This is a genomic window from Rossellomorea arthrocnemi (genome assembly GCF_904424705.1).
Classification (GTDB): Bacteria; Bacillota; Bacilli; order Bacillales; family Bacillaceae_B; genus Rossellomorea; species Rossellomorea arthrocnemi.
Genome location: NZ_CAJGBF010000009.1, coordinates 158,338 through 178,251 on the forward strand (window position 1 = coordinate 158,338; position 19,914 = coordinate 178,251).

The 19,914-nt window shown below is 42.6% G+C and carries 16 protein-coding genes; 6 read left to right on the forward strand and 10 right to left on the reverse strand.

The features are described 5' to 3' along the window. Positions 1-101 precede the first annotated feature (101 nt). On the forward strand, positions 102-968 hold the full coding sequence (locus tag BAA9072_RS13985; protein WP_201715300.1) for an SDR family oxidoreductase: 867 nt from the start codon (positions 102-104) through the stop codon (positions 966-968). A 65-nt stretch (positions 969-1,033) separates the two neighbouring features. On the opposite strand, the gene BAA9072_RS13990 is transcribed toward BAA9072_RS13985, so the two are convergent. The 5 genes from BAA9072_RS13990 to BAA9072_RS14010 all read right to left on the reverse strand — a co-directional run bounded on the left by BAA9072_RS13990 (position 1,034) and on the right by BAA9072_RS14010 (position 7,339). Next, entirely contained in the window at positions 1,034-2,068 is a 1,035-nt protein-coding gene (locus BAA9072_RS13990) for a LacI family DNA-binding transcriptional regulator (protein ID WP_201715301.1), read from the reverse strand. Positions 2,069-2,202: 134 nt separating this feature from the next. Beyond that, entirely contained in the window at positions 2,203-3,744 is a 1,542-nt protein-coding gene (locus tag BAA9072_RS13995) for an alpha-amylase family glycosyl hydrolase (protein WP_201715302.1), read from the reverse strand. 38 nt (positions 3,745-3,782) lie between these two features. Then, positions 3,783-4,625, reverse strand: a complete 843-nt coding sequence (locus tag BAA9072_RS14000) for a sugar ABC transporter permease (RefSeq protein WP_079534824.1) — start codon at positions 4,623-4,625, stop codon at positions 3,783-3,785. A gap of 1 nt (position 4,626) precedes the next feature. Continuing rightward, positions 4,627-5,913 (reverse strand): carbohydrate ABC transporter permease, encoded by a 1,287-nt coding sequence (locus BAA9072_RS14005; RefSeq protein WP_201715303.1) that lies wholly within the window; start codon positions 5,911-5,913, stop codon positions 4,627-4,629. Between the two features lie 148 nt (positions 5,914-6,061). Then, entirely contained in the window at positions 6,062-7,339 is a 1,278-nt protein-coding gene (locus BAA9072_RS14010) for an extracellular solute-binding protein (protein WP_201715304.1), read from the reverse strand. 291 nt (positions 7,340-7,630) lie between these two features. On the opposite strand from BAA9072_RS14010, the gene BAA9072_RS14015 reads away from it, so the two are divergent. The 4 genes from BAA9072_RS14015 to BAA9072_RS14030 all read left to right on the forward strand — a co-directional run bounded on the left by BAA9072_RS14015 (position 7,631) and on the right by BAA9072_RS14030 (position 12,900). Then, on the forward strand, positions 7,631-9,391 hold the full coding sequence (locus BAA9072_RS14015) for an alpha-glycosidase (RefSeq protein ID WP_201715305.1): 1,761 nt from the start codon (positions 7,631-7,633) through the stop codon (positions 9,389-9,391). Between the two features lie 110 nt (positions 9,392-9,501). Next, a complete protein-coding gene (locus BAA9072_RS14020) occupies positions 9,502-10,857 on the forward strand; it encodes an MATE family efflux transporter (protein ID WP_201715306.1) in 1,356 nt (451 codons plus the stop codon). A gap of 253 nt (positions 10,858-11,110) precedes the next feature. Beyond that, positions 11,111-11,452 carry a P-II family nitrogen regulator gene (locus BAA9072_RS14025; protein WP_098352945.1) on the forward strand — a complete coding sequence of 114 codons (342 nt, stop codon included), beginning with the start codon at positions 11,111-11,113 and terminating at the stop codon, positions 11,450-11,452. A gap of 62 nt (positions 11,453-11,514) precedes the next feature. Then, positions 11,515-12,900 (forward strand): ammonium transporter, encoded by a 1,386-nt coding sequence (locus BAA9072_RS14030; protein WP_201715307.1) that lies wholly within the window; start codon positions 11,515-11,517, stop codon positions 12,898-12,900. A 107-nt stretch (positions 12,901-13,007) separates the two neighbouring features. On the opposite strand, the gene BAA9072_RS14035 is transcribed toward BAA9072_RS14030, so the two are convergent. The 4 genes from BAA9072_RS14035 to asnB form a co-directional block, all read right to left on the reverse strand. Further along, a complete protein-coding gene (locus tag BAA9072_RS14035) occupies positions 13,008-13,844 on the reverse strand; it encodes a phytoene/squalene synthase family protein (protein ID WP_201715308.1) in 837 nt (278 codons plus the stop codon). Next, positions 13,810-15,312, reverse strand: coding sequence for a phytoene desaturase family protein (locus BAA9072_RS14040; RefSeq protein ID WP_201715309.1), 1,503 nt, complete (start codon positions 15,310-15,312; stop codon positions 13,810-13,812). The genes BAA9072_RS14035 and BAA9072_RS14040 overlap by 35 nt, the downstream gene beginning before the upstream one ends. Further along, positions 15,309-16,832: a phytoene desaturase family protein gene (locus BAA9072_RS14045; RefSeq protein WP_201715310.1), complete on the reverse strand. Its 1,524-nt coding sequence runs from the start codon at positions 16,830-16,832 to the stop codon at positions 15,309-15,311. The genes BAA9072_RS14040 and BAA9072_RS14045 overlap by 4 nt, the downstream gene beginning before the upstream one ends. Positions 16,833-17,185: 353 nt before the next feature. Continuing rightward, positions 17,186-19,042, reverse strand: coding sequence for an asparagine synthase (glutamine-hydrolyzing) (asnB, locus tag BAA9072_RS14050; protein ID WP_201715311.1), 1,857 nt, complete (start codon positions 19,040-19,042; stop codon positions 17,186-17,188). Between the two features lie 148 nt (positions 19,043-19,190). On the opposite strand from asnB, the gene BAA9072_RS14055 reads away from it, so the two are divergent. Continuing rightward, entirely contained in the window at positions 19,191-19,754 is a 564-nt protein-coding gene (locus tag BAA9072_RS14055; protein WP_201715312.1) for a DUF2777 family protein, read from the forward strand. A 74-nt stretch (positions 19,755-19,828) separates the two neighbouring features. Here BAA9072_RS14055 and BAA9072_RS24695 read toward each other — a convergent pair whose 3' ends face one another. Continuing rightward, positions 19,829-19,909, reverse strand: coding sequence for a hypothetical protein (locus tag BAA9072_RS24695; RefSeq protein WP_408015236.1), 81 nt, complete (start codon positions 19,907-19,909; stop codon positions 19,829-19,831). Positions 19,910-19,914: the final 5 nt, after the last annotated feature.

Here is a 19,914-nt window from a genome sequence, read left to right on the forward strand (position 1 = left end):
CAGAAAAAAGCTCCCCTACATATGCTAAAAAATAGGTTAATAATAATTTTTTCCGGGTAAACACTATCCTAAGAAACCAAAACCTAAAAGGAGTGTTTTCATTGTCTCAACAGCAAAAAAAACAAACATTTCCACCTCAGCACCAGGATCATCAGCCTGGTACGGTGGATGATATGAACCCTCAACCTATTCATACGGATCAAAATTATAAAGGCAGCGGGAAATTAGATGGAAAGATCGCCCTCATTACTGGCGGCGACAGCGGGATCGGCCGTTCGGTTGCCTGGTTTTTTGCAAAGGAAGGAGCACATGTGGCAATCTCTTACTTGGATGAGCATGAAGACGCAAATAAAACGAAGGAACTGGTAGAAGCTGAAGGAGTCAGATGCATCCTCTTTCCAGGGGACATCGGTAGCTCCACTTTTTGCAAAGATATCCTGAATAAAACAATTTCAGAGTTCGGCAAGCTTGATATACTGGTAAATAATGCTGGTGAACAGCATCCCCAAGACGGACTGACGGATATTAGCGATGAACAATTAGAGCGTACCTTTAAAACGAATGTATTCTCCATGTTTTACTTGACGAGAGCAGCTCTTCCTCATCTAAAAAAAGGAGCATCAATCATTAATACAGCATCGATTACAGCCTATAAAGGGAATAAAGATCTAATCGATTATTCTTCTACTAAAGGGGCCATTGTCAGCTTCACCCGCTCCCTGGCAGAAAATATCGCCTCCGATGGAATCAGAGTGAACGGGGTCGCTCCCGGCCCGATTTGGACTCCACTGATCCCGTCTACTTTCAGTTCTAAAAAAGTATCTGAATTTGGAGGAAACACACCTCTCGGCAGGGCTGGACAACCGTTTGAATTAGGACCTGCCTATGTGTATCTTGCAAGCGATGATTCCAGCTATGTATCAGGACAGATGATTCATATCAATGGCGGGACCGTCATCAACGGATAAGTTAAAAAGCGACTGGAGCTTGTGATTTCTCTCCTCGTGGGAGCGTCACACGCCTCAGTCGCTATTTATTTTGAATTCACGTTTCGTTCACTGCAGGAACTTCGTGTCACAAGATGATGTGGAACAATGATTCTCTTGATAGGCTCTTTCGGGTTTTCAATTTTTTGAATCAGGCTTTTCGCTGCCTCATTCCCAAGATTAAAAATATTGATATCCACTGAAGTAAGCGGCGGCCTGGACATTTCAGCAAGGAGCACGTTATTAAAGCTGACAATGGATATGTCATCAGGAACACGAATGCCCATCTCATCCAGTGTGTTCAAAACACCAAGTGCCATCAGATCATCTGCTACGACCAGTGCAGTCGGAGGGTCCGCCAATTGCATGAGCTCATTGATGGCTTCACGTCCCCCTTCTCGAAGGAATTCTTCATGAATAATGTATTCACTATTCATATCGATTCCCGCATCACGCAGAGACTTTTCATATCCTAACAATCGCTCGACCGTCACAACGAGATTTAGATCCCCACCGATAAAGCCGATGCATTTATGCCCAAGCTCCAGAAGATAATCTGTTACTTCCTTCGTCGCCCTGTAGTTATCATTATCCACATGTGTAATTTCTTCACTATATTTATAAGGTTTTCCGATCACCACGAACGGGAAGTCCCGATCCTTCAAGTAATTCATCACCTTATCTTCCACCTTTGAGTAAAGCAGGATGATGCCGTCCACCCGTCCACCCTGAACCATCTGGACGACGCCTTCAAAAATTTCCTCTTCGGATTGACCAGTGGACATTTGAAGGGCATACTGTTTTTCCTGAGCCCCTTCACTTAACCCTCTTAATACTGTAGGAAAGAATGGATTTTGTGAAAAAGTACTGGCCGACCCTGGTAATACAAGCCCTAACACTTGAGTGGATTGATTTGCCAGGCTTCTTGCTATGAAATTAGGGTGATACCCCAGATGTTCCATCGCTTCCCGTACTTTTTGTTTTGTTTTTTCGCTTATTCTCGGATTGTTTGCTATCACTCGCGAAACCGTAGATGGCGCTACATTTGCAAGCTTCGCAACATCCTTTATAGTGACCGCCATTGGTTCCACCCCCCTCATTTAAAAAAGCGAACCTCCAGGCGGGCTGCTCTTGTCATTAGATTAAAACGCTTCCAATTTATTATGTTTAAAAAAGGCAGCAGGGCTTACGCAAGTGGCCCTGCTCTTATTATTTCTTACTTTTGCTTCTTCTTATCTTTTCCCCGTTTCCACACGAGATAGAGGAAGAGAAGGAATAAGAAGTACATGGTTCCCAATGCGAATAGGTAAGGATAGTTCAGTCCACTCTTGTTTTTAAGCATATAAATCTCTGCTTCTTCACGGTCAAGGACAAGATGATAATTTCCAGCCTTATCACTGCGCACTAGGTCATCACTAATCAACCCTTTTAACTCATGATTTTCTGCTAAATCTTCTTTTGTTAATTGAACATTTTGTGTTTCGCTCGTGTTGTTGATCGCTATGACGATTGTCTGATCCTTGTACGTTCGCTTAAAGATTCCCATACCATCCTTCTCGTAGATCGGTTGGATATCCCCTCTCGTCAGGGCGGGATATTCTTGACGAATCTCTCCCAATCGAGTGGTATAGTCAATCAGTTCTTCATCCGTCCTGAAATTCATAAAGCGGCGATTGTCAGGGTCATCCCCCCCATCCATCGCTATTTCGGATCCGTAATAAACAATCGGGATCCCCGGTGTTGTGTACATATAAGTCAATGCAAGCTTCCATCTCGTTCCCGGGAAAAGTTTCTCTTGAACAAGCATTCTCGTAAATCGTTCCATGTCATGATTATCAATGAAGGTTCCCATCAGATAAGGATTGTTATAATCGCTTTCATTGTATTTCCAAAAGTTAAACAGGCGTTCCATGGAGGTATCCGGTTTTTGGAAGACTGAACGCATTTCTTCTGCTTGAGGGACATTGACGAAACCATCGATCCCCACATCATTGTAAGCTGCTATCTTCTCGGGATCACGGTCGAACACCTCACCCAACAGGTAGAAGTCTTCTTTCACCGACTTCACTTCATCACTGAATTCATCCCAGAACTCTTGAGGGACATGACGTACAGTGTCAAGACGATACCCATCTATATCGGTTTCCTTTATCCACCACTTTGCAGCATTGAACAGGTAGTCTTTCACTTCGGGATTTTCTGTATTTAAATCAGGAAGATCATATAACCACGCATTCTGTAGACTTTCTTCATCATTAAAATTCATAGGTTGATTCTCATGGAACCAGTCCTCTTTTTCAGGGTCATCCACCCAAGGGTGTTCAGGACCGACATGGTTCACCACAAAGTCCAGCATGACTTTCATATCACGTTTATGGGCTTCTTCCACAAGCTTTTTGAACGTTTTCATCGATCCGAAATGTTCTTCTGTCTTATAGAAGTCGGTAATCCAATATCCGTGATAGCCCATTGGTTGATTATCAAAGACCGGGGTAAGCCAAATGGCGGTGAATCCCATATCCTTGATATAATCCAGCTTATCGATGACCCCTTGGAAATCCCCGCCTTGATAGGCTTTTGGGTCCTCTGTGTTTACATTCTTATCATTGCTTGTATCCCCATTATTAAAGCGATCGACCATTAGAAAATAAATGGTTTCATCCTGCCATTTTCGTTCTTCTTTTTCAACTGCACCTACCGGTAGGGCGTAAAAAAGAAGAAACGGGACTAAAATGAGAGATAATACTCTTCTTTTCATCTCCGCTCCTCCTAAAAATGTTAGTAACGCCTATAAGATTATCCTTTTGTACCCCCTGCCGTCAATCCTGAAACGAAGTATTTCTGGAAGAACAGGAATAATAGGGCAATCGGAACAGCAATGAGTACAGATCCTGCAGCAAATGTTGTAAATTCTGCTCCAAATTGTTTTGCCACCATGTCATATAAGGCTACCGGTAATGTGTACATTTTCTCTGAGCGTAAAAGGATACTTGCAATGATAAAGTCTGCGAATGGTGCAATGAAAGAAAACAATGCAACAACCGCAATGATCGGTTTCGCAAGGGGCATGACGATCTGGAAGAAGATACGCAGGTGGCCAGCTCCGTCCATCTTGGCTGATTCATCAAGCTCTTTTGGAATCGTATCCAGATACCCTTTCATCAACCATGTGTTCATTGGGATTTGACCACCAACATACACCAGGATTAAACCGATGTGAGTATCTAATAATTTTGTTAGTAAGGCTAAAACAAAAATGGCGATCAAAGCAGCAAAGTTCGGAATCATTTGTAAAATCAAAAATGTCATCAGTCCATTCTTCCGACCGGCAAAGCGGTATCGGGAGAATGAATAAGCCGTTAAACTGACAAGTAAAACCGTAAGGGCCATCGTGGATAGGCTGACCTTCAATGAATTCCAGTACCAAAGCATATAGTTGCTTTTTTCCAGATCAAACAGTTCCTTATAATGTGCCAATGTTGCATTCTTAGGAATGATGGATGAACCGGATAAACTTTGACCTGGATTAAATGAAGATCCGATGATCCAGGCAACCGGATAAAGGATGATGGCAAACATGATTCCGATAGCTGCGTATGAAAGGGTCAAACGTATGAGTTTCTGTCTCTTCATATTCATATTACATCATATCCTCTTCTTGGAATGACTTCGTTCTCTTGAACTGCCAGATCGCTACAGTGATCACGATGATGGATAATAATAATGTGATGGCAGCGGCTTTCGAATACTGTGCTGATGTCATTGTCAGACTGTAAATCCAAGAAATAAGAATATCTGTTCCACCTGCATTCTGTCCGGTTAAAGCAGGCCCGCCGCCGTTGAACAAGTAAATCACATTAAAGTTATTAAAGTTAAATGTGTATTGCGTAATGATGATTGGTGCCGTTGCAAAAAGGACAAGTGGCAGGGTAATGTTCTTGAATTTCTGGAAAGCTGATGCCCCGTCAACCGTCGCTGCTTCATACAGCTCATCAGGAATTGATTGAAGCACTCCTGTTGTCATGGCAAATATGAACGGGAAGCCTAACCAGGCTTGAATACCAATGAGGGCAATCCTAGTATACATCGGCTCTGTCATCCATGGTAGTCCTTCAATACCTAAGAATCCTAAGATATCCCGGTTGATCGTCCCGAATGATTCATTGAACATACCAGCAAAAACGAGAATAGAAACGAATGCCGGAATTGCCCAAGGCAGGATGAACACCGTACGGATGATGGCTTTCCCTTTTAAATCTTTTTGATTGACAAGGATCGCCAGGAATACACCAAGAGCGACTTGAAGAGTTGTCGCACCGAATGTCCAAACGAGAGTCCATGCAAGTACGGTGATGAATGTTTCTCTCCAAATATCAATCTTGAAGATATCAACAAAGTTTTGAATCCCTACCCAATCGACTAACTTCGCCGGTGGAGAGTGATACAAATCGTAGTTTGTAAACGCCAATAGGACGACAAAAATGATCGGGAAGATGACCACGAACACTAGCAGTAAAAATCCCGGAGACATAATGAGATACGGAAAGCCATTGTCGACCAGATTTTTGTACTGCTCTCGGATCGTACTTAGCTTCTCTCCCCTGTCTCTCTTTTCTCCGTTCTTATACGCGTCCCGAAGATTAAACAAGTAAAAACCGATTCCAAATATAGATACAATAATGGCCAAGATACCGTATACCATTAAGAAAATGGAATGATCTCCGTATGAGATATCTGTCCCAAGGGTTGTAATTCCCCATAATCCGTAGCCGATCAAATCTCTAAAGACAAGGATAAAGGCGGCTGTCATGATCAGGAAGAATCCGCCTTTCATAAACTGCCTATGATACATCTGACCTAAACCAGGGATTAGGGAAAGGGCCAGTGCTGTTTTTCTTTTGTTTGTTTGATAGGATTGTTGCTCCATCCTATATTCCCCTTTCTACGTTCACAATTTGATAAGCTTCATGAGCTTTTTAAGAAAAGAACTTCTTTTTCCCTTAAAAAGCCCTTGAATAGGTCTTTAAAAGGATAGCAGTACCTCTCAGTATGAGAAGGTACCGCTATGTTTCATATCAGTTAGAGTGATTCGCATCAATGTTCTGCTCGATTTGTTTCACCGCTGCATCAAGAGCCGCTTTTGGCTCTTGCTTACCGGTTACAACCGTTTGAAGTGAATCAGCCATTGGTCCCCACACCTCTCCCATTTCAGGGATATTCGGCATTGGAACCGCATATTGAGATTGCTCCGCCACTGCTTTTGCACCCGGGTTATCAGCGATCGCAGGATCGTCGATCAACCCTTGGTTTGTTGGGACTTCTTGTGTTTGTTCAAAACGTAATTTAGCATATTCATCTTGAGTGATGAACTCGATGAATTTTTGTGCCCACTCTTTGTTTTTAGAGTAGCCTGACACATGCCAGCCTTTAACACCCATGAACGTTTTCATTGGCTCCCCGTTTGGAAGCTTAGGCATAGCAGCAATACCAATGTCGATACCGGCATCTTTATATCCTTGGAAAGACCAGGGACCGTTCATGACAGAAGCAACTTTCCCTTCGCCGAATAATCCATCAAGTGCAGATCCGCCATTTTCTCCGATGATTCCTTTAGGGAATAATCCTTCTGAGTACCATTTTTGAATATATTCAGTACCTTCTACAGCGCCTTCATTATTTAAGCCAAGATCCTTCGCGTCTAATGCTCCATCTTTTTCAGCAAATACATATCCGCCAAATCCACCAATTGGTGCATGTGCGAAATAGAAGTTGTCCCATAGAGCCAAGAAACCATAGTTCCCATCTTTCGTGAAATCTTTAGAGAATGTATATACTTCATCCATTGTTTTTGGAGCTTCTTCCATCAGTGCTTTATTGTAAATGAATACTGGTGTTTCTGAAGATTTTGGAAGACCATATAATTTCCCATCATAACTCTCAGCTGTCATGGAAGACTCAGTGAAACGCTTTTCAACGTCCCCATCCACTGCTAAAGGAGCGATATGCCCTGCAAGAGCAAGCTCACCGATCTGGTCATGAGGTAATGTTAATACGTCCGGGCCTGTTCCCGCTGGACCGTCTAAACGTAATTGTTCTTTCATTTTTGTAGCCATTTCGACTTCTTTCACTTCTACTTTGATGCCTGTCTCTTTTTCGAACTTGGCACCTACTTCATCAAGCCATCCAGTTTTCTCTTGATCTTCCCAGACAACCAGTTTTTCAGGTTTGTTTGCATCGTCAGTTTTTTTCTCTCCGCTGTCACTTCCTGATCCTTCCTCACGGTTTGGACCACAAGCAGCCAACGCCCCCAGCGCAAGCATGATTACCATTAGTAATGATAACGCTTTCTTCATCTCGACCCCTCCTAAGTATGGTAAAAACTATTGATTCACAATTCAGATTGAACAAACGCTTGCACACGTCTGACTTTCACTACAAAGATACCGCTTACACCCTTTGTGAAAACGATTGCACAACCTACCTCTTATTATACAAACTATAATTCTTTTGACAATACTTTTTTGAAAATTTTTTATAGTAGAAAGAAATATAGGAATATGCTTTACCTCTCCTTATACGTTTTATTGACATAGAAGCTCGTTTAGAATACTCTTTAAATGAAATAAACACGAGGAGGAACGACGATGCAATTGGAAGCTATATATCATAGACCGAAAGATAATTATGCATACGCTTGCGCAAATAATGAATTACACATCCGTCTACGTACCAAAAAGAATGATGTAAACCACATCACTCTCCTGCATGGTGACCCTTATCAATGGGAAGACGGAGATTGGGTATATGATCGGGAAGATATGGTGTTAACGGGTACCGATCACTTGTTTGATTACTGGTTCGCACCGATCTCCCCTCCATTCAGGCGCCTTCGTTATGGATTCCTGCTTCAAGACGAAGCAGAGGAAATATTTTATGGAGAAAAAGGGTTCAACGAGTCCCCTTCTACTGATATTGGAGATTATTTTTGCTTTCCTTTCATAAATTCCATCGATGTGTTTGACGCCCCTTCCTGGGTAAAGAATACAGTGTGGTATCAAATATTTCCGGAACGATTTGCGAACGGGAACCCTGATAATGATCCTGAAGGTGTCCTCGGTTGGAATAGTGCAGCTCCGACTCCGACCAATTTTTTTGGTGGCGACTTGGTCGGCGTGATCCAAAACATCCCTTATTTAAAAAAACTGGGTATCTCAGGAATCTATTTCACTCCAATCTTCAAAGCACATTCTAATCATAAATATGACACCATTGATTATTTTGAGATCGACCCACAGTTTGGTTCAAAAGAGACACTGAAGGAATTGATCAGGACCTGTCATGAGAACGGGATCAAAGTGATGCTGGATGCGGTATTTAATCATAGTGGATTCTATTTCGAGCCGTTCCAGGATGTACTTGAAAAAGGGGAAAAATCTCCTTACCACAATTGGTTCCATGTCCATGATTTCCCTCTGGATATCGAGAGCAAGCCGCCTAATTACGATACCTTTGCCTTCGAAGCCTCCATGCCGAAGTTAAACACTGAAAACGAAGAGGTACGGAACTATCTGTTAGAGGTTGGGCGCTACTGGATACAAGAATTCGATATTGATGGATGGCGTCTGGATGTTGCAAACGAAGTCGATCACCACTTCTGGCGTGAGTTCAGAAAAGAAGTCAAAAGTATAAAACCTGACGTTTACATTCTCGGTGAAATCTGGCATGATTCTATGCCTTGGCTGAGGGGCGACCAGTTCGACGCGGTCATGAACTACCCATTTACAACGAATCTTTTGAACCTGTTTGCCAGTCAAACCATTTCTCCTTCCCAATTCGTTGAGAATATGACATCTGTCGTCCATATGTATCCAAAAACTGTAAACGAAGTGAACTTTAACCTTGTTGGTAGTCACGATACCCCCCGTGTGTTGACAGAATGTAGTGAGGATATCCGGCGAACAAAACAAATATACACCTTTATGCTTACTTTTACAGGCACGCCGTGTATTTATTATGGGGATGAGATCGGTCTTACCGGCGAACAGGATCCAGGTTGCAGAAAGTGTTTCCCTTGGGAGGAAGATCAACACAACAGCGATCTCTTCAAGCATATTCAAAAGCATATCATTCTCAGAAACCAATATCCTTTATTACGTAATGAAGGGAACCTCTCCTTTTTACCCGGAGACAAGAACGAGCATTGTCTTTCCTTTACTAAATCAAACGGAGAGGAAACAATCATGGTTCTTTTAAACTGCAGTGAAGAAGCAACAACCTATTCTCTACCTTTTGAATTAAAAGGGAAGAAGATCGTAAATCTATGGAGTGGTGAGGAATTTGCTGCTGAAGCGGAATTCATTGAAGTAGCACTGGATGGATACGGATTTGCGATTTTGCAATTTTAGTTAAGAAATGTGTAAGTAAAAGGCGGGACTATACCACAATGGTTAGTCCCCTTATCTATTCAGAAGCTGACAAGGCCTTCTCAATCCTGGCCAAATAAAGGAGAAACCTTATGAGTATTAACCAAAAAAAAATGACCCTTTTCGCCTTGACTTGGCCGATATTTATTGAAATCTTCCTTCATATGCTGATGGGAAACGCCGATACATTAATGCTGAGTCAATACTCGGATGACTCGGTTGCAGCAGTCGGGGTATCCAATCAGATCCTTTCCCTTATCATTGTGATGTTCGGATTTGTGGCGACGGGTACAGCCATTCTCGTGGCACAGCATTTAGGAGCGGATGAGAACCGATTGGCTGGAGAGGTTTCCATCGTCTCCATTGCTGTCAATTTACTATTCGGGCTCTTATTAAGTATCGCTCTTGTGTTTTTTAGCAATCCGATACTATTATCGATGGATCTCCCCCCCTCCCTAATGAATGAAGCTTCTTCCTATCTACAAATCGTAGGCGGCTTCGCTTTCATCCAGGCTCTGATCATGACGGCAGGATCCATTATGAGGAGCTACGGATATACGAAAGATGCCATGTATATCACAATCGGAATGAATATCGTAAATGTGATTGGAAATTATTTATTTATATTCGGCCCCCTGGGTTTCCCGGTATTAGGTGTAGAAGGGGTTGCCATTTCCACCATCACCTCGAGACTGATCGGATTCATCGTGAGCATGATCGTCATTAGGAAGCGAATTCCAAATGCACTTCCAATAAGAAGATTATTCAGGCTGCCTGTTTCTCACGTGAAAAACTTATTGCGCATCGGGATCCCCTCCGCAGGAGAACACCTTTCCTATAATGGGTCTCAAATGGTCATTACCTACTTCATTGCAAGCATCGGGACGAACGCTTTGACGACGAAGGTATATGCTCAAAACCTTATGATGTTCATTTTCTTATTCAGCGTCGCCATAAGTCAGGGGACACAGATCATCATCGGTCATATGATTGGCGCCAGGGAATTTGACAGTGCGTACGAACGATGCTTGAAAAGTTTAAAAATCGCGATTATGATCTCACTTATCATGGCAGGGATTTTTTCCGTTGCTGCAGAACCTCTCCTCCGGATTTTCACAAACAACGAAGACATCATTTCCCTTGGGAAGACGTTGATCTATCTGACTATCATCCTCGAACCGGGGAGAAGCTTCAACCTTGTTGTCATTAATGCACTGAGAGCCACCGGAGACGTACGATTCCCGGTATATATGGGGATTTTATCAATGTGGGGAGTAAGTGTAACCCTTTCCTATATTCTCGGGATCTGGTTCGGACTTGGCCTGATTGGAATCTGGATTTCCTTCATAGCTGATGAATGGCTACGGGGCATCATCATGCTCAAACGCTGGCGATCCAAAGTATGGATCCACAAACGCTTCACCCAAAGTGACAGGGACGCCGTTTAGAGGGACGGACCTTCATCCCCCATCCAAAAGAGTCAGCTCGCAACTCGAGCTGACTCTTTTTTTATCCTGAAATGAAAGCGCACCCATAAAACAATGTTAACTTTTTTTACATAAAAACGCTTTCATATCAAATTAACACTTGAACTTTTGTTATTTTCTGAATATGATAAATAATATAACTAATTCATGTCACATAACCTCACATCAAAGAAGTGATAAATCGAGAAAACAAAAATCAAAGGAGGAAATATCCATGAAAAAAGTAGAAGCGATTATTCGGGCAGAAGCATTTTTGTCTTTACGAGAAGCATTATGCCTTCGAGGCTTCAGCGGCCTGACTGTATCGGAAGCAGCAGGCTGCGGGAAACAAAAAGGAAAACAAGGAATCTTCAGGGGAAACAAATTCGAACTTCAATTGGTTCCCCGCATTAAAGTGGAAATGATAGTGGACGATGGACAGGTGGAAGATATCATCGATCTCATCGTGGAGCATTGCAGTACTGAAACCGTGGGAGACGGGAAGATCTTCATCTATCCTGTTGAGGATGTGATTCGAATCAGGACAGGTGAACGTGGAAAAAAAGCAGTCTTATAGTTGAACAGTCCTTTATCTATTCCATCCGTCACGGCCAAATACCAATTTTTGGAGGGATTCCATTGATAAGAAAAATTTCTGTTTTATTCCTTTTGTCCTTGTTCATATGTACCCATGCATTCGCTGCCGCCCCTACGGCTGAATCTGTTCAAGCTTCCGTTGATTCCCTGTGGGTCATGATCGCAGCTGTTCTTGTATTCTTCATGCATGCAGGATTTGCGATGGTGGAAACTGGATTCACCCGCGCCAAGAATTCACTCAATATCCTAATGAAAAACTTTTTGACGGTAGCCATTGCCACTGTTCTATATTTCATCGTTGGATTTGGTTTCATGTTCGGAGGGACATCTGGTGGAATTATTGGAACGGATAGTTTCTTTCTGTCAGGTCGTGAAGATATCGGTTTCTTCCTGTTCCAATCGGTCTTCGCGGCTACTTGTGCAACGATCATTTCCGGGGCTGTTGCCGAACGGATGAAACTTAAAAGCTATATCCTCTTAACCATTGCTATGACGGGAATCATCTATCCGATTGTGGGTCATTGGGTGTGGGGGGGCGGCTGGCTTTCAGAGCTTGGATTCGTCGATTTCGCCGGTTCCACTGTTGTTCATCTGACTGGTGCTGTAGGCGCATTCATCACGGTCCTCTTCCTGGGATCCCGCGTCGGTAAATACAGCAAGGGAAAAGTGAATGTCATTCCAGGTCATAACATACCGATCGGCGCACTGGGTGTGTTCATTCTCTGGTTCGGCTGGTTCGGATTTAACGGAGGCAGCAGCCTGGCAGCCGATCCGACCCTAGTTCCACAAGTCATTACTACAACTTTATTCTCAGCATCAGCCGCCATTCTCTCTTCCGCTTTTTATACATTGATCCGATTTAAACGAATTGACCCATCTCTTACACTAAACGGTGCCCTTGGAGGTCTTGTCGGAATTACCGCCGGCTGTGCTAATGTATCACTGGCAGGCTCTCTCATTATCGGTTTGATTGCCGGAGTCATCCTGGTGGAAGCTGTAACATTCATCGATTCGAAATTAAAGGTCGATGACCCTGTCGGAGCCATTGCTGTACATGGAATTTGTGGAGTATGGGGTACTGTGGCGGTAGGATTGTTCGATGTTCAAAACGGTTTACTATATGGTGGAGGTGCTTCTTTAGTTGCCACTCAAGCTCTCGGCGTGTTGGCAGTCATCGCCTGGACATCCATTACCGTTGGAGGATTTCTCTTCATCGTAACGAGAGTATCAAGTATTCGCGTTTCCCGTGAAGAAGAGCTCTCGGGACTTGATTTTACAGAGCATGGTTCCAATGCCTACGAATTAAAGGATACCGTATTGGAATCAAATGTCTCTTCCACTTCTCCATTCGGATCTGATTTAGTTGAACGATTGAACTCGATTGGAACAGGTAAAGTGAATGACATGAACCAACGAAACACAATTTAACCAGGAGGAAGAGCTGCTTTATGCGGCTCTTTTTTTACTTCAAAAATGATTTTCAGACAAAGACAAGCTCATATGGATGGCGTCTATTACGCCTCCATATGAGCCTATTATGAGATGGACGTGATGATTTTCTCTTTTACATCTTTTGATATAAAGTGCTTTTTGGAAAACACATTATAGTGATTATTTCTGACCTCATCCAGAATCGCGCGATATAATAAGGCAGCACTTTTTACGGGGGTTCTCGAGTACATAGGATAGAGATTCATGGTACGGAAAGCTTTATCATAATAATATTCAGCATGCCCGGCCATCTCTTCCCATATGGACTGAAAAGCATCGTTCATTCTGTGCTCCCTAAGATCAGTTATGGTATATTCATATTTCACTAATAAATCCTGAGGAATATATAATCTTCCTCTTTCAAGATCTTCACCGATATCCCTTAATATGTTGGTCAGCTGCATGGCATATCCAAGATAAATACCATCTTCCCTCAAATGCTGTTCTTTCCCGGGGGCAAGAATAGGCATGAGCATTAAACCTACAGAGCTCGCAACGTGATATGAATAGTCCAGGACATCGTCCATTTTCACGTATTCTCTTTCACAGATGTCCATTCTTTGTCCCTTAATCATGTCCCTGAAAGCTTGAACATCCATGTTAAAACGTTTAAACACATCACCCAAGGCGACCCACATAGGAGCATCACGATGATCATAACCGTCCAAGCAGGATTCGAATTCCTTCTCGAAATGACTTAATTCCTCAGAAGGGTTCGTGTCCTCGTCAACGATATCATCTACTCTACGACAGAATGCATAAACAGCCCATACAGCCTTCTTTTGATCTTTCGGTAACAGGGAAAATGCTCTGTAAAATGTTTTGGAATGAAGTTTAATGATATTTTCACAATGATCGTATGCTTCTGAGATCTTGTTCATGTAAGGACACATCCTTCCTTTCTGATTCAGTCTTGTAATGTTCTTTAAAGGCTTCCGCAACGAGCTTTGCACCCTGCATGACAATCGGTACACCTCCACCAGGGTGAATGGACGCTCCGACAGCAAAGATGTTCTTCTCCGGAAACGGTTGTACCTGTGGTCTGAATGGACCTGATTGTCCTAAGCTGGGGGCTATCCCAAAGCTCCCACCGGAATATAACCCCTCCTGCAGAGCATCCTCAGGCGTTCTGATCTTCATCCACGTGATCCGTTGTCTAAGCTCTTCGAATCCCCTTTTTTCCATTGTATCCAATACATGGTTGGAAAGAATTTCTGAAGTTTCCCCCCAGTCCACTTGATCCGAAACTGGAACAGGGATTAGAACATACAGAACACTCTTACCTTCAGGCGCAAGAGAGGAATCGACCTTGGAGGGATTGAATACATAAAAAGAAGGTTCCTTAGGAATTCTCTTATTCTTGAAAATGTCCTCCATATTCCTTGCGAAATCTTCATTTAAATAAAATTGATGCATTTGCTTGTCATCAAAGTTCCCGTCCACTCCCATGTATAAAAGCACACAGCCTGATGAAGGTTTATACGATTTTGGTGCTTTCTTCTTTACTAATTTTGATGCTGTGGGAAAATCCCCATTGATAATAACCGAGTCGATTGGTTCCCTGTGAGCCCCGATGACGATATGAGTCGCTTTATCTCCTGTCGTTTCGATTTCAGAAACAAGAGAAGAGGTTTTGATCCTGATGCCATTTCGGTCGCACGCGTCCTTGACATGGTCCAGCAAGCCCGCATACCCACCTTTTATATAGTAAATGCCATGCTTATGTTCACTGAAAGATACCAAGCTGTAAATGGCTGGAGTCGAGTAAGGATTCCCACCAATGTACAGAGTTTGAAGACCATAAGCGGTCTGAAGTTTTCTATGATGAAAATAGTGCTTTAAGTTGCCCATCACATTCCTGTAGGCCTTTAACTTAAGTAGTGCTCCCATTGTTTGACGGTTAAGATAATCCCCTGTTTTAAGAAAAGATGATTCAAGGAATTGTGGCTTCCCGATTGTAAATCGTTCCTCCATATCACTCATAAATTGAAGAAATCCCTCTTCATCCCCCGGAAACTTCTCCTTGATTTCTTCATATTGCTTATGGATATCGGCATATTTCGTATACGATTGCCCATCTGCAAAGTGAACATCATAGAGGGGATCACAACGAACGAATTCTATTTCACCCGTGTCAATACCTGCCTCCAGAAGGATGGATAGAAGCATGTTAGGGAGTAGTACAATAGTCGGCCCTTTATCAATTTTATAATCCCCTTCCTGAACAAAGGTAAGCCGCCCGCCAATGGTCGACTCTTTCTCATAGACAGTAACTTCATGACCATCCTTCACCAATAACAATCCCGCTATCAATCCACCTATTCCCGATCCTACCACTGCTGTTTTCATAGAGCTTCCTCCATCGTACGTTCTTTGGTGAATGAGTAGGAAGGATCTTCATTCATCAGCATATTAGTCGTGATCCTGGCTGATTCTAATATTGTAGGTAATCCACTTCCAGGATGAGTCCCTCCTCCGACTAACCAACAATTTTCCAGCTCTTCAAATTTGTTATGAGGCCGTAGAGCCATCATCTGATTTAATTGGTGACCAAGGTTGAAGGTAGCCCCTTGATAGATGTTGAAGTCCGATTCCCAATGATGGGGAGAGATGATCTTTTCAACCTTTATATGATCTCGAATGTTCTCTAAACCCGTTTTACGCTCCACCGAATCCAATACCAGATCACGGAAGGTTTCTTCATTCTCTGTCCAATCAATTCCGCTAACATTATTCGGAACCGGAGCAAGGATATATAATGTGGAATGACCTGGCGGCGCCAGTGTCGAATCTGTCACTGATGCATTTTGCATATATATAGAGGGATCTTCCGGAAGCGTATACGTTCCCGTTATTTCTTCAACGTTTCTCTTATAGTCCTCTGCAAACAGGATACTGTGGTGCGGAAGATCATATTGTGTATCGATTCCCAGATAGATCATAAATGTGGAGCAGGAATATTTTTTCTTTTTTAGTTTTTCTTTACTGTATTTCTTTAATACACCATCTTCCACCAGATTGCTCATACAATAGGCAAAGTCCCCGTTAATAATGACCTCATCTGCCGCTATGTTCTTTCCAGCATCTGTACTGACACCCTTCACGACTTTACCGTCTTCCATCCACAAATTCTTGACCCCTTCACTTAGATGGATAGAGCCTCCATGCTCCTTCACGACTTCTGCCATGGCTTTGGATAATTGATTCACCCCGCCGATCGGGTGAAAGATACCGTACTCATGTTCCATGAAAGACAATATGGAGAATGCCCCCGGACACTCCCAAGGGGACATCCCTAAATATTTCGATTGAAAGGTAAACGCCAATCGCAATTCATGGTCTGTAAAGTAATCACTTAACACACTATATAACGATTTCCCCAATGATAATTGAGGGAGCGCCCTCAAAACCTTCCAACTGATATATTGATAATATCGATCCATAGGGCTTTGTAAAATCGGTTTTAGCCGTTCCATTTTTTTACGGGTATCATTCATGAACCGGGTGTATCCCTTTGAATTCCCTGGATAATGACGTTCAATTTCCCGGGCTAATGCTTCAGGATCTTTAAACATTTGCACTTTTTTATCTTTAAAGATGAGCTCATACATTACGGAGAGCTCCCGTAAATCAACATAATCATGAAGGTTTCTTCCTGAAGCCTCGAATAATTCTTCTGCAATTTCCGGCATACTCAAGAATGTCGGCCCAATATCGAACGTATACCCATCCATCGTAAAGGAACCATTTCGTCCGCCTATAAATGATTGCTTCTCAAATACTTCTACTTTGTACCCCTTACTGGCAAGAAGCATTGCCGCTGCCAAGCCTCCGGGACCCGCACCGATGACGATTATTTTTTTGGCCATCGTTATAGCCTCCAATGTATTTTATTTGTACAATTATTATACAATACTTATACAATACTTTTCCACCAGAAAGAAATAGTAAACTCTATTGACCAAATAAACTTGTTTATTTCCTTCCAATTGGGCTTGTCCTACCATTCTCAAACCCTTAGAGACCACAATAGGGTCCTTTTCCTTGCACTTTTTGCTATTTAACACCAAATAAGCCATCGTAGTTTCCTTCTAAAGATCGCTAAAAAGAGGCATATAAAAGGATACTATCCCTTTTTACTATGCCCCTTTTCTGATTATTATTACTTTAAATCTATGTTAGTACCGTTCTCTTAATTTTTATCCGCTTTCTCATTATTTGCTTATTCCACAATCTCAATATTATAATCCTTGAACCACACATGGATCTGGGCGAGATGGGCGAGGAGCTGAGGGCCGGTCATGAGCTGCCCGTACCAGGGCACTTCAAAAGCCGCTCCGCCGGTTGCGACAATATCTTTGAGCTTTTTTTCATCAAACAATTCATAGAGAATACTTGATTTGTCTTCAAGAATTTCATTGAGCCAATCTCCGACCAGTTTCGTATATTCCGGGTGATGGGTTTTCGGATACGGACTTTTCTTTCGATACAGGACCTCATGGGGAAGCACTCCTTCGAGAGCCTTTCTCAAGATGCCCTTCTCTCTTCCTTCGTGCATTTTCATCTCCCACGGAATGTTCCATACATACTCTACAAGTCTATGATCGGCAAACGGCACCCTGACCTCGAGGCTCGCCCCCATACTCATGCGATCTTTCCGGTCTAACAATGTCGTCATGAACCAGAGTAAATTTAAATAGAATAATTGTCTTCTTTTGGTCTCCACTTCATTTTCCCCTTCTAATAACGGGGTTTCTGCAACTGTGCGATCATATTGCTCCAGGACATATTCCTCGAGGTTTAATTTCTTACTCCACTCTTCCTTCAAAAGGCCCTGTCGTTCAGCTGTGGAGCGCATCCATGGAAAACCTCTGCGATTGAAGTCTTCGGGGCGATGAAACCACGGATAGCCACCAAAGATTTCATCAGCACATTCCCCGGACAGTCCTACAGTAAAGTCATGTTTAATTTCCCGGCAGAACCATAAGAGAGATGAATCCACATCCGCCATGCCCGGCAGGTCCCTTACATGGACTGCCTCAATCAAATGGTCCTTTAATTCCTGTTGGCTGATCTCACAGCTGTGATGGATCGTATCGAATTCTGATGTCATCTTTTCAATCCAAGGAGCATCGGAATTCGGCTGAAAATCACTTGCTTTAAAGTATTGATCATTTTCCTCATAATCAATGGAGTACGTATGGAGATTCCCTTTTCCTTCTTCTTTATACCGATTTGCTGCCACTGCTGTTATAGCGCTGGAATCGAGGCCACCAGATAGGAATGTACATAGGGGCACATCGGAAACAAGCTGCCTCTGGATGGCATCCGTAAGCAGAAAGCGTACCTTTGAAACCGTTTCGATAAATGAATCGGTATGCTCCTCACTTTTTACATTCCAGTATCTCCATACTCTCAAGCCTTCTTTCGTGAAGAGCATCGCATGGGCGGGACGCAGTTCTTTCACCCCTTTGAATACACCATTACCGGGAGTCCGGGATGGACCGAGTCCGAGCACTTCCGCTAATCCTTGAAGGTCTACCTGGGGCAAAACATCTGGATGAGCCAACAGTGCTTTAATTTCCGAACCGAAAAGAATCCCCTCATCTTTCTCAAAATAAAATAAAGGCTTTACGCCCATTCTGTCCCTTCCTAAAAATACATGCTCCTTCTCACTATCCCATACGGCAAAGGCGAAAATGCCATTTAAATGGTGAACACATTCTTCTCTCCACTCAATATAAGAAGTTAATAGGACCTCTGTATCGGAATGTCCCTTGAATGTATATCCTTTTTCAATAAGTACTTGTCGTAAATCCTCTGTATTATAAAGTTCCCCGTTGTAGCAAATGGTGAAAAGGTGGTCGTTATGGTGAAGGGTCATTGGCTGCCTTCCACCTTTGGGATCGACTACAATTAACCGCTTATGACCAAAGGCAATATGTTGATCCATCCATACGTTCGTTTCATCCGGCCCTCTTTTAGAAAGGGTTTCTGCCATTTTTTCCACCACTTCTTTTTGATTCGTCAAATCTCGTTTATAATGGATCCAACCTGTAATTCCGCACATGGTGATCATCCTCACTTTCTACTCAAACAAATTGGGCTCACTGACACATAAATTATTCTATGCCTTCACAGAGAAATGGTTAATTGTCTCAATCAATCTTTACATGAATGAAATATGATAATTATGACAAGAAATGTAGTTAAGGAGGGATATTCACTTGAGCAACATATTTCGATCAAACATTTTAAAATCCCAAAAAAGATCCTATTCCGAAGGCACTGCTTTATTCGAAGAGGGTACATGGTTTTTTTTCGAAATCGATGCAGAGGAAGAGTCTGAGCTCGAATTTTACCTCAATCATGAATTAAAGGTGTATCGAGATGGAGACTGGCTCGCTGGTGTTCTTTTAGAAGATGGAATCATTGTCACACCGTATGAGCGAATAAGAATCGAAAATGGCGATCGAATTCAAATAAAGAAGAATATATTGTATTCGTTGGAGAATTTATTAGAAGAAATTTCTGATGATGCTTTTCATCAGTTTACAACAGCCTTAAACAACCTGGGTTATTCTATTTATGATAGTATCTTTTGCCACAACCACCTTGTTTTCCTCGGAAACCAAAAAATCAAAGAAGGCGTGAACTTCATTACCTTCGACAACGGTGTTGAAGTGTGTGCCGTACAGCATCACTTCACTTATTACAAAAAGAAACGGGACCGCTTTGAATTCACCTTAAGTACAGGCAGACGAATCGTGATTGAAAGTTTCAATATCTGATCCACCCACGAAAATTAAAAAAACACATGCCTGTAGACTGACATAGCGATTTGAGACACATATAAAACACCTCTTTAGGCTGCTTGCGCCCCAAATTCTTTGGGCGTCAGGTAGCCTAATTTTTCTAGGATACGGTCTTGGTTGTAATAGCGCACGTATT

Coding starts and splice junctions, on each gene's coding strand:
- BAA9072_RS13990 (WP_201715301.1), bottom strand. CDS start 2,068: ATGGCGGTCACTATAAAGGATGTTGCGAAGCTTGCAAATGTAGCGCCA.
- BAA9072_RS13995 (WP_201715302.1), bottom strand. CDS start 3,744: ATGAAAAGAAGAGTATTATCTCTCATTTTAGTCCCGTTTCTTCTTTTT.
- BAA9072_RS14000 (WP_079534824.1), bottom strand. CDS start 4,625: ATGAATATGAAGAGACAGAAACTCATACGTTTGACCCTTTCATACGCA.
- BAA9072_RS14005 (WP_201715303.1), bottom strand. CDS start 5,913: ATGGAGCAACAATCCTATCAAACAAACAAAAGAAAAACAGCACTGGCC.
- BAA9072_RS14010 (WP_201715304.1), bottom strand. CDS start 7,339: ATGAAGAAAGCGTTATCATTACTAATGGTAATCATGCTTGCGCTGGGG.
- BAA9072_RS14015 (WP_201715305.1), top strand. CDS start 7,631: ATGCAATTGGAAGCTATATATCATAGACCGAAAGATAATTATGCATAC.
- BAA9072_RS14020 (WP_201715306.1), top strand. CDS start 9,502: ATGAGTATTAACCAAAAAAAAATGACCCTTTTCGCCTTGACTTGGCCG.
- BAA9072_RS14025 (WP_098352945.1), top strand. CDS start 11,111: ATGAAAAAAGTAGAAGCGATTATTCGGGCAGAAGCATTTTTGTCTTTA.
- BAA9072_RS14035 (WP_201715308.1), bottom strand. CDS start 13,844: ATGAACAAGATCTCAGAAGCATACGATCATTGTGAAAATATCATTAAA.
- BAA9072_RS14040 (WP_201715309.1), bottom strand. CDS start 15,312: ATGAAAACAGCAGTGGTAGGATCGGGAATAGGTGGATTGATAGCGGGA.
- BAA9072_RS14045 (WP_201715310.1), bottom strand. CDS start 16,832: ATGGCCAAAAAAATAATCGTCATCGGTGCGGGTCCCGGAGGCTTGGCA.
- asnB (WP_201715311.1), bottom strand. CDS start 19,042: ATGATCACCATGTGCGGAATTACAGGTTGGATCCATTATAAACGAGAT.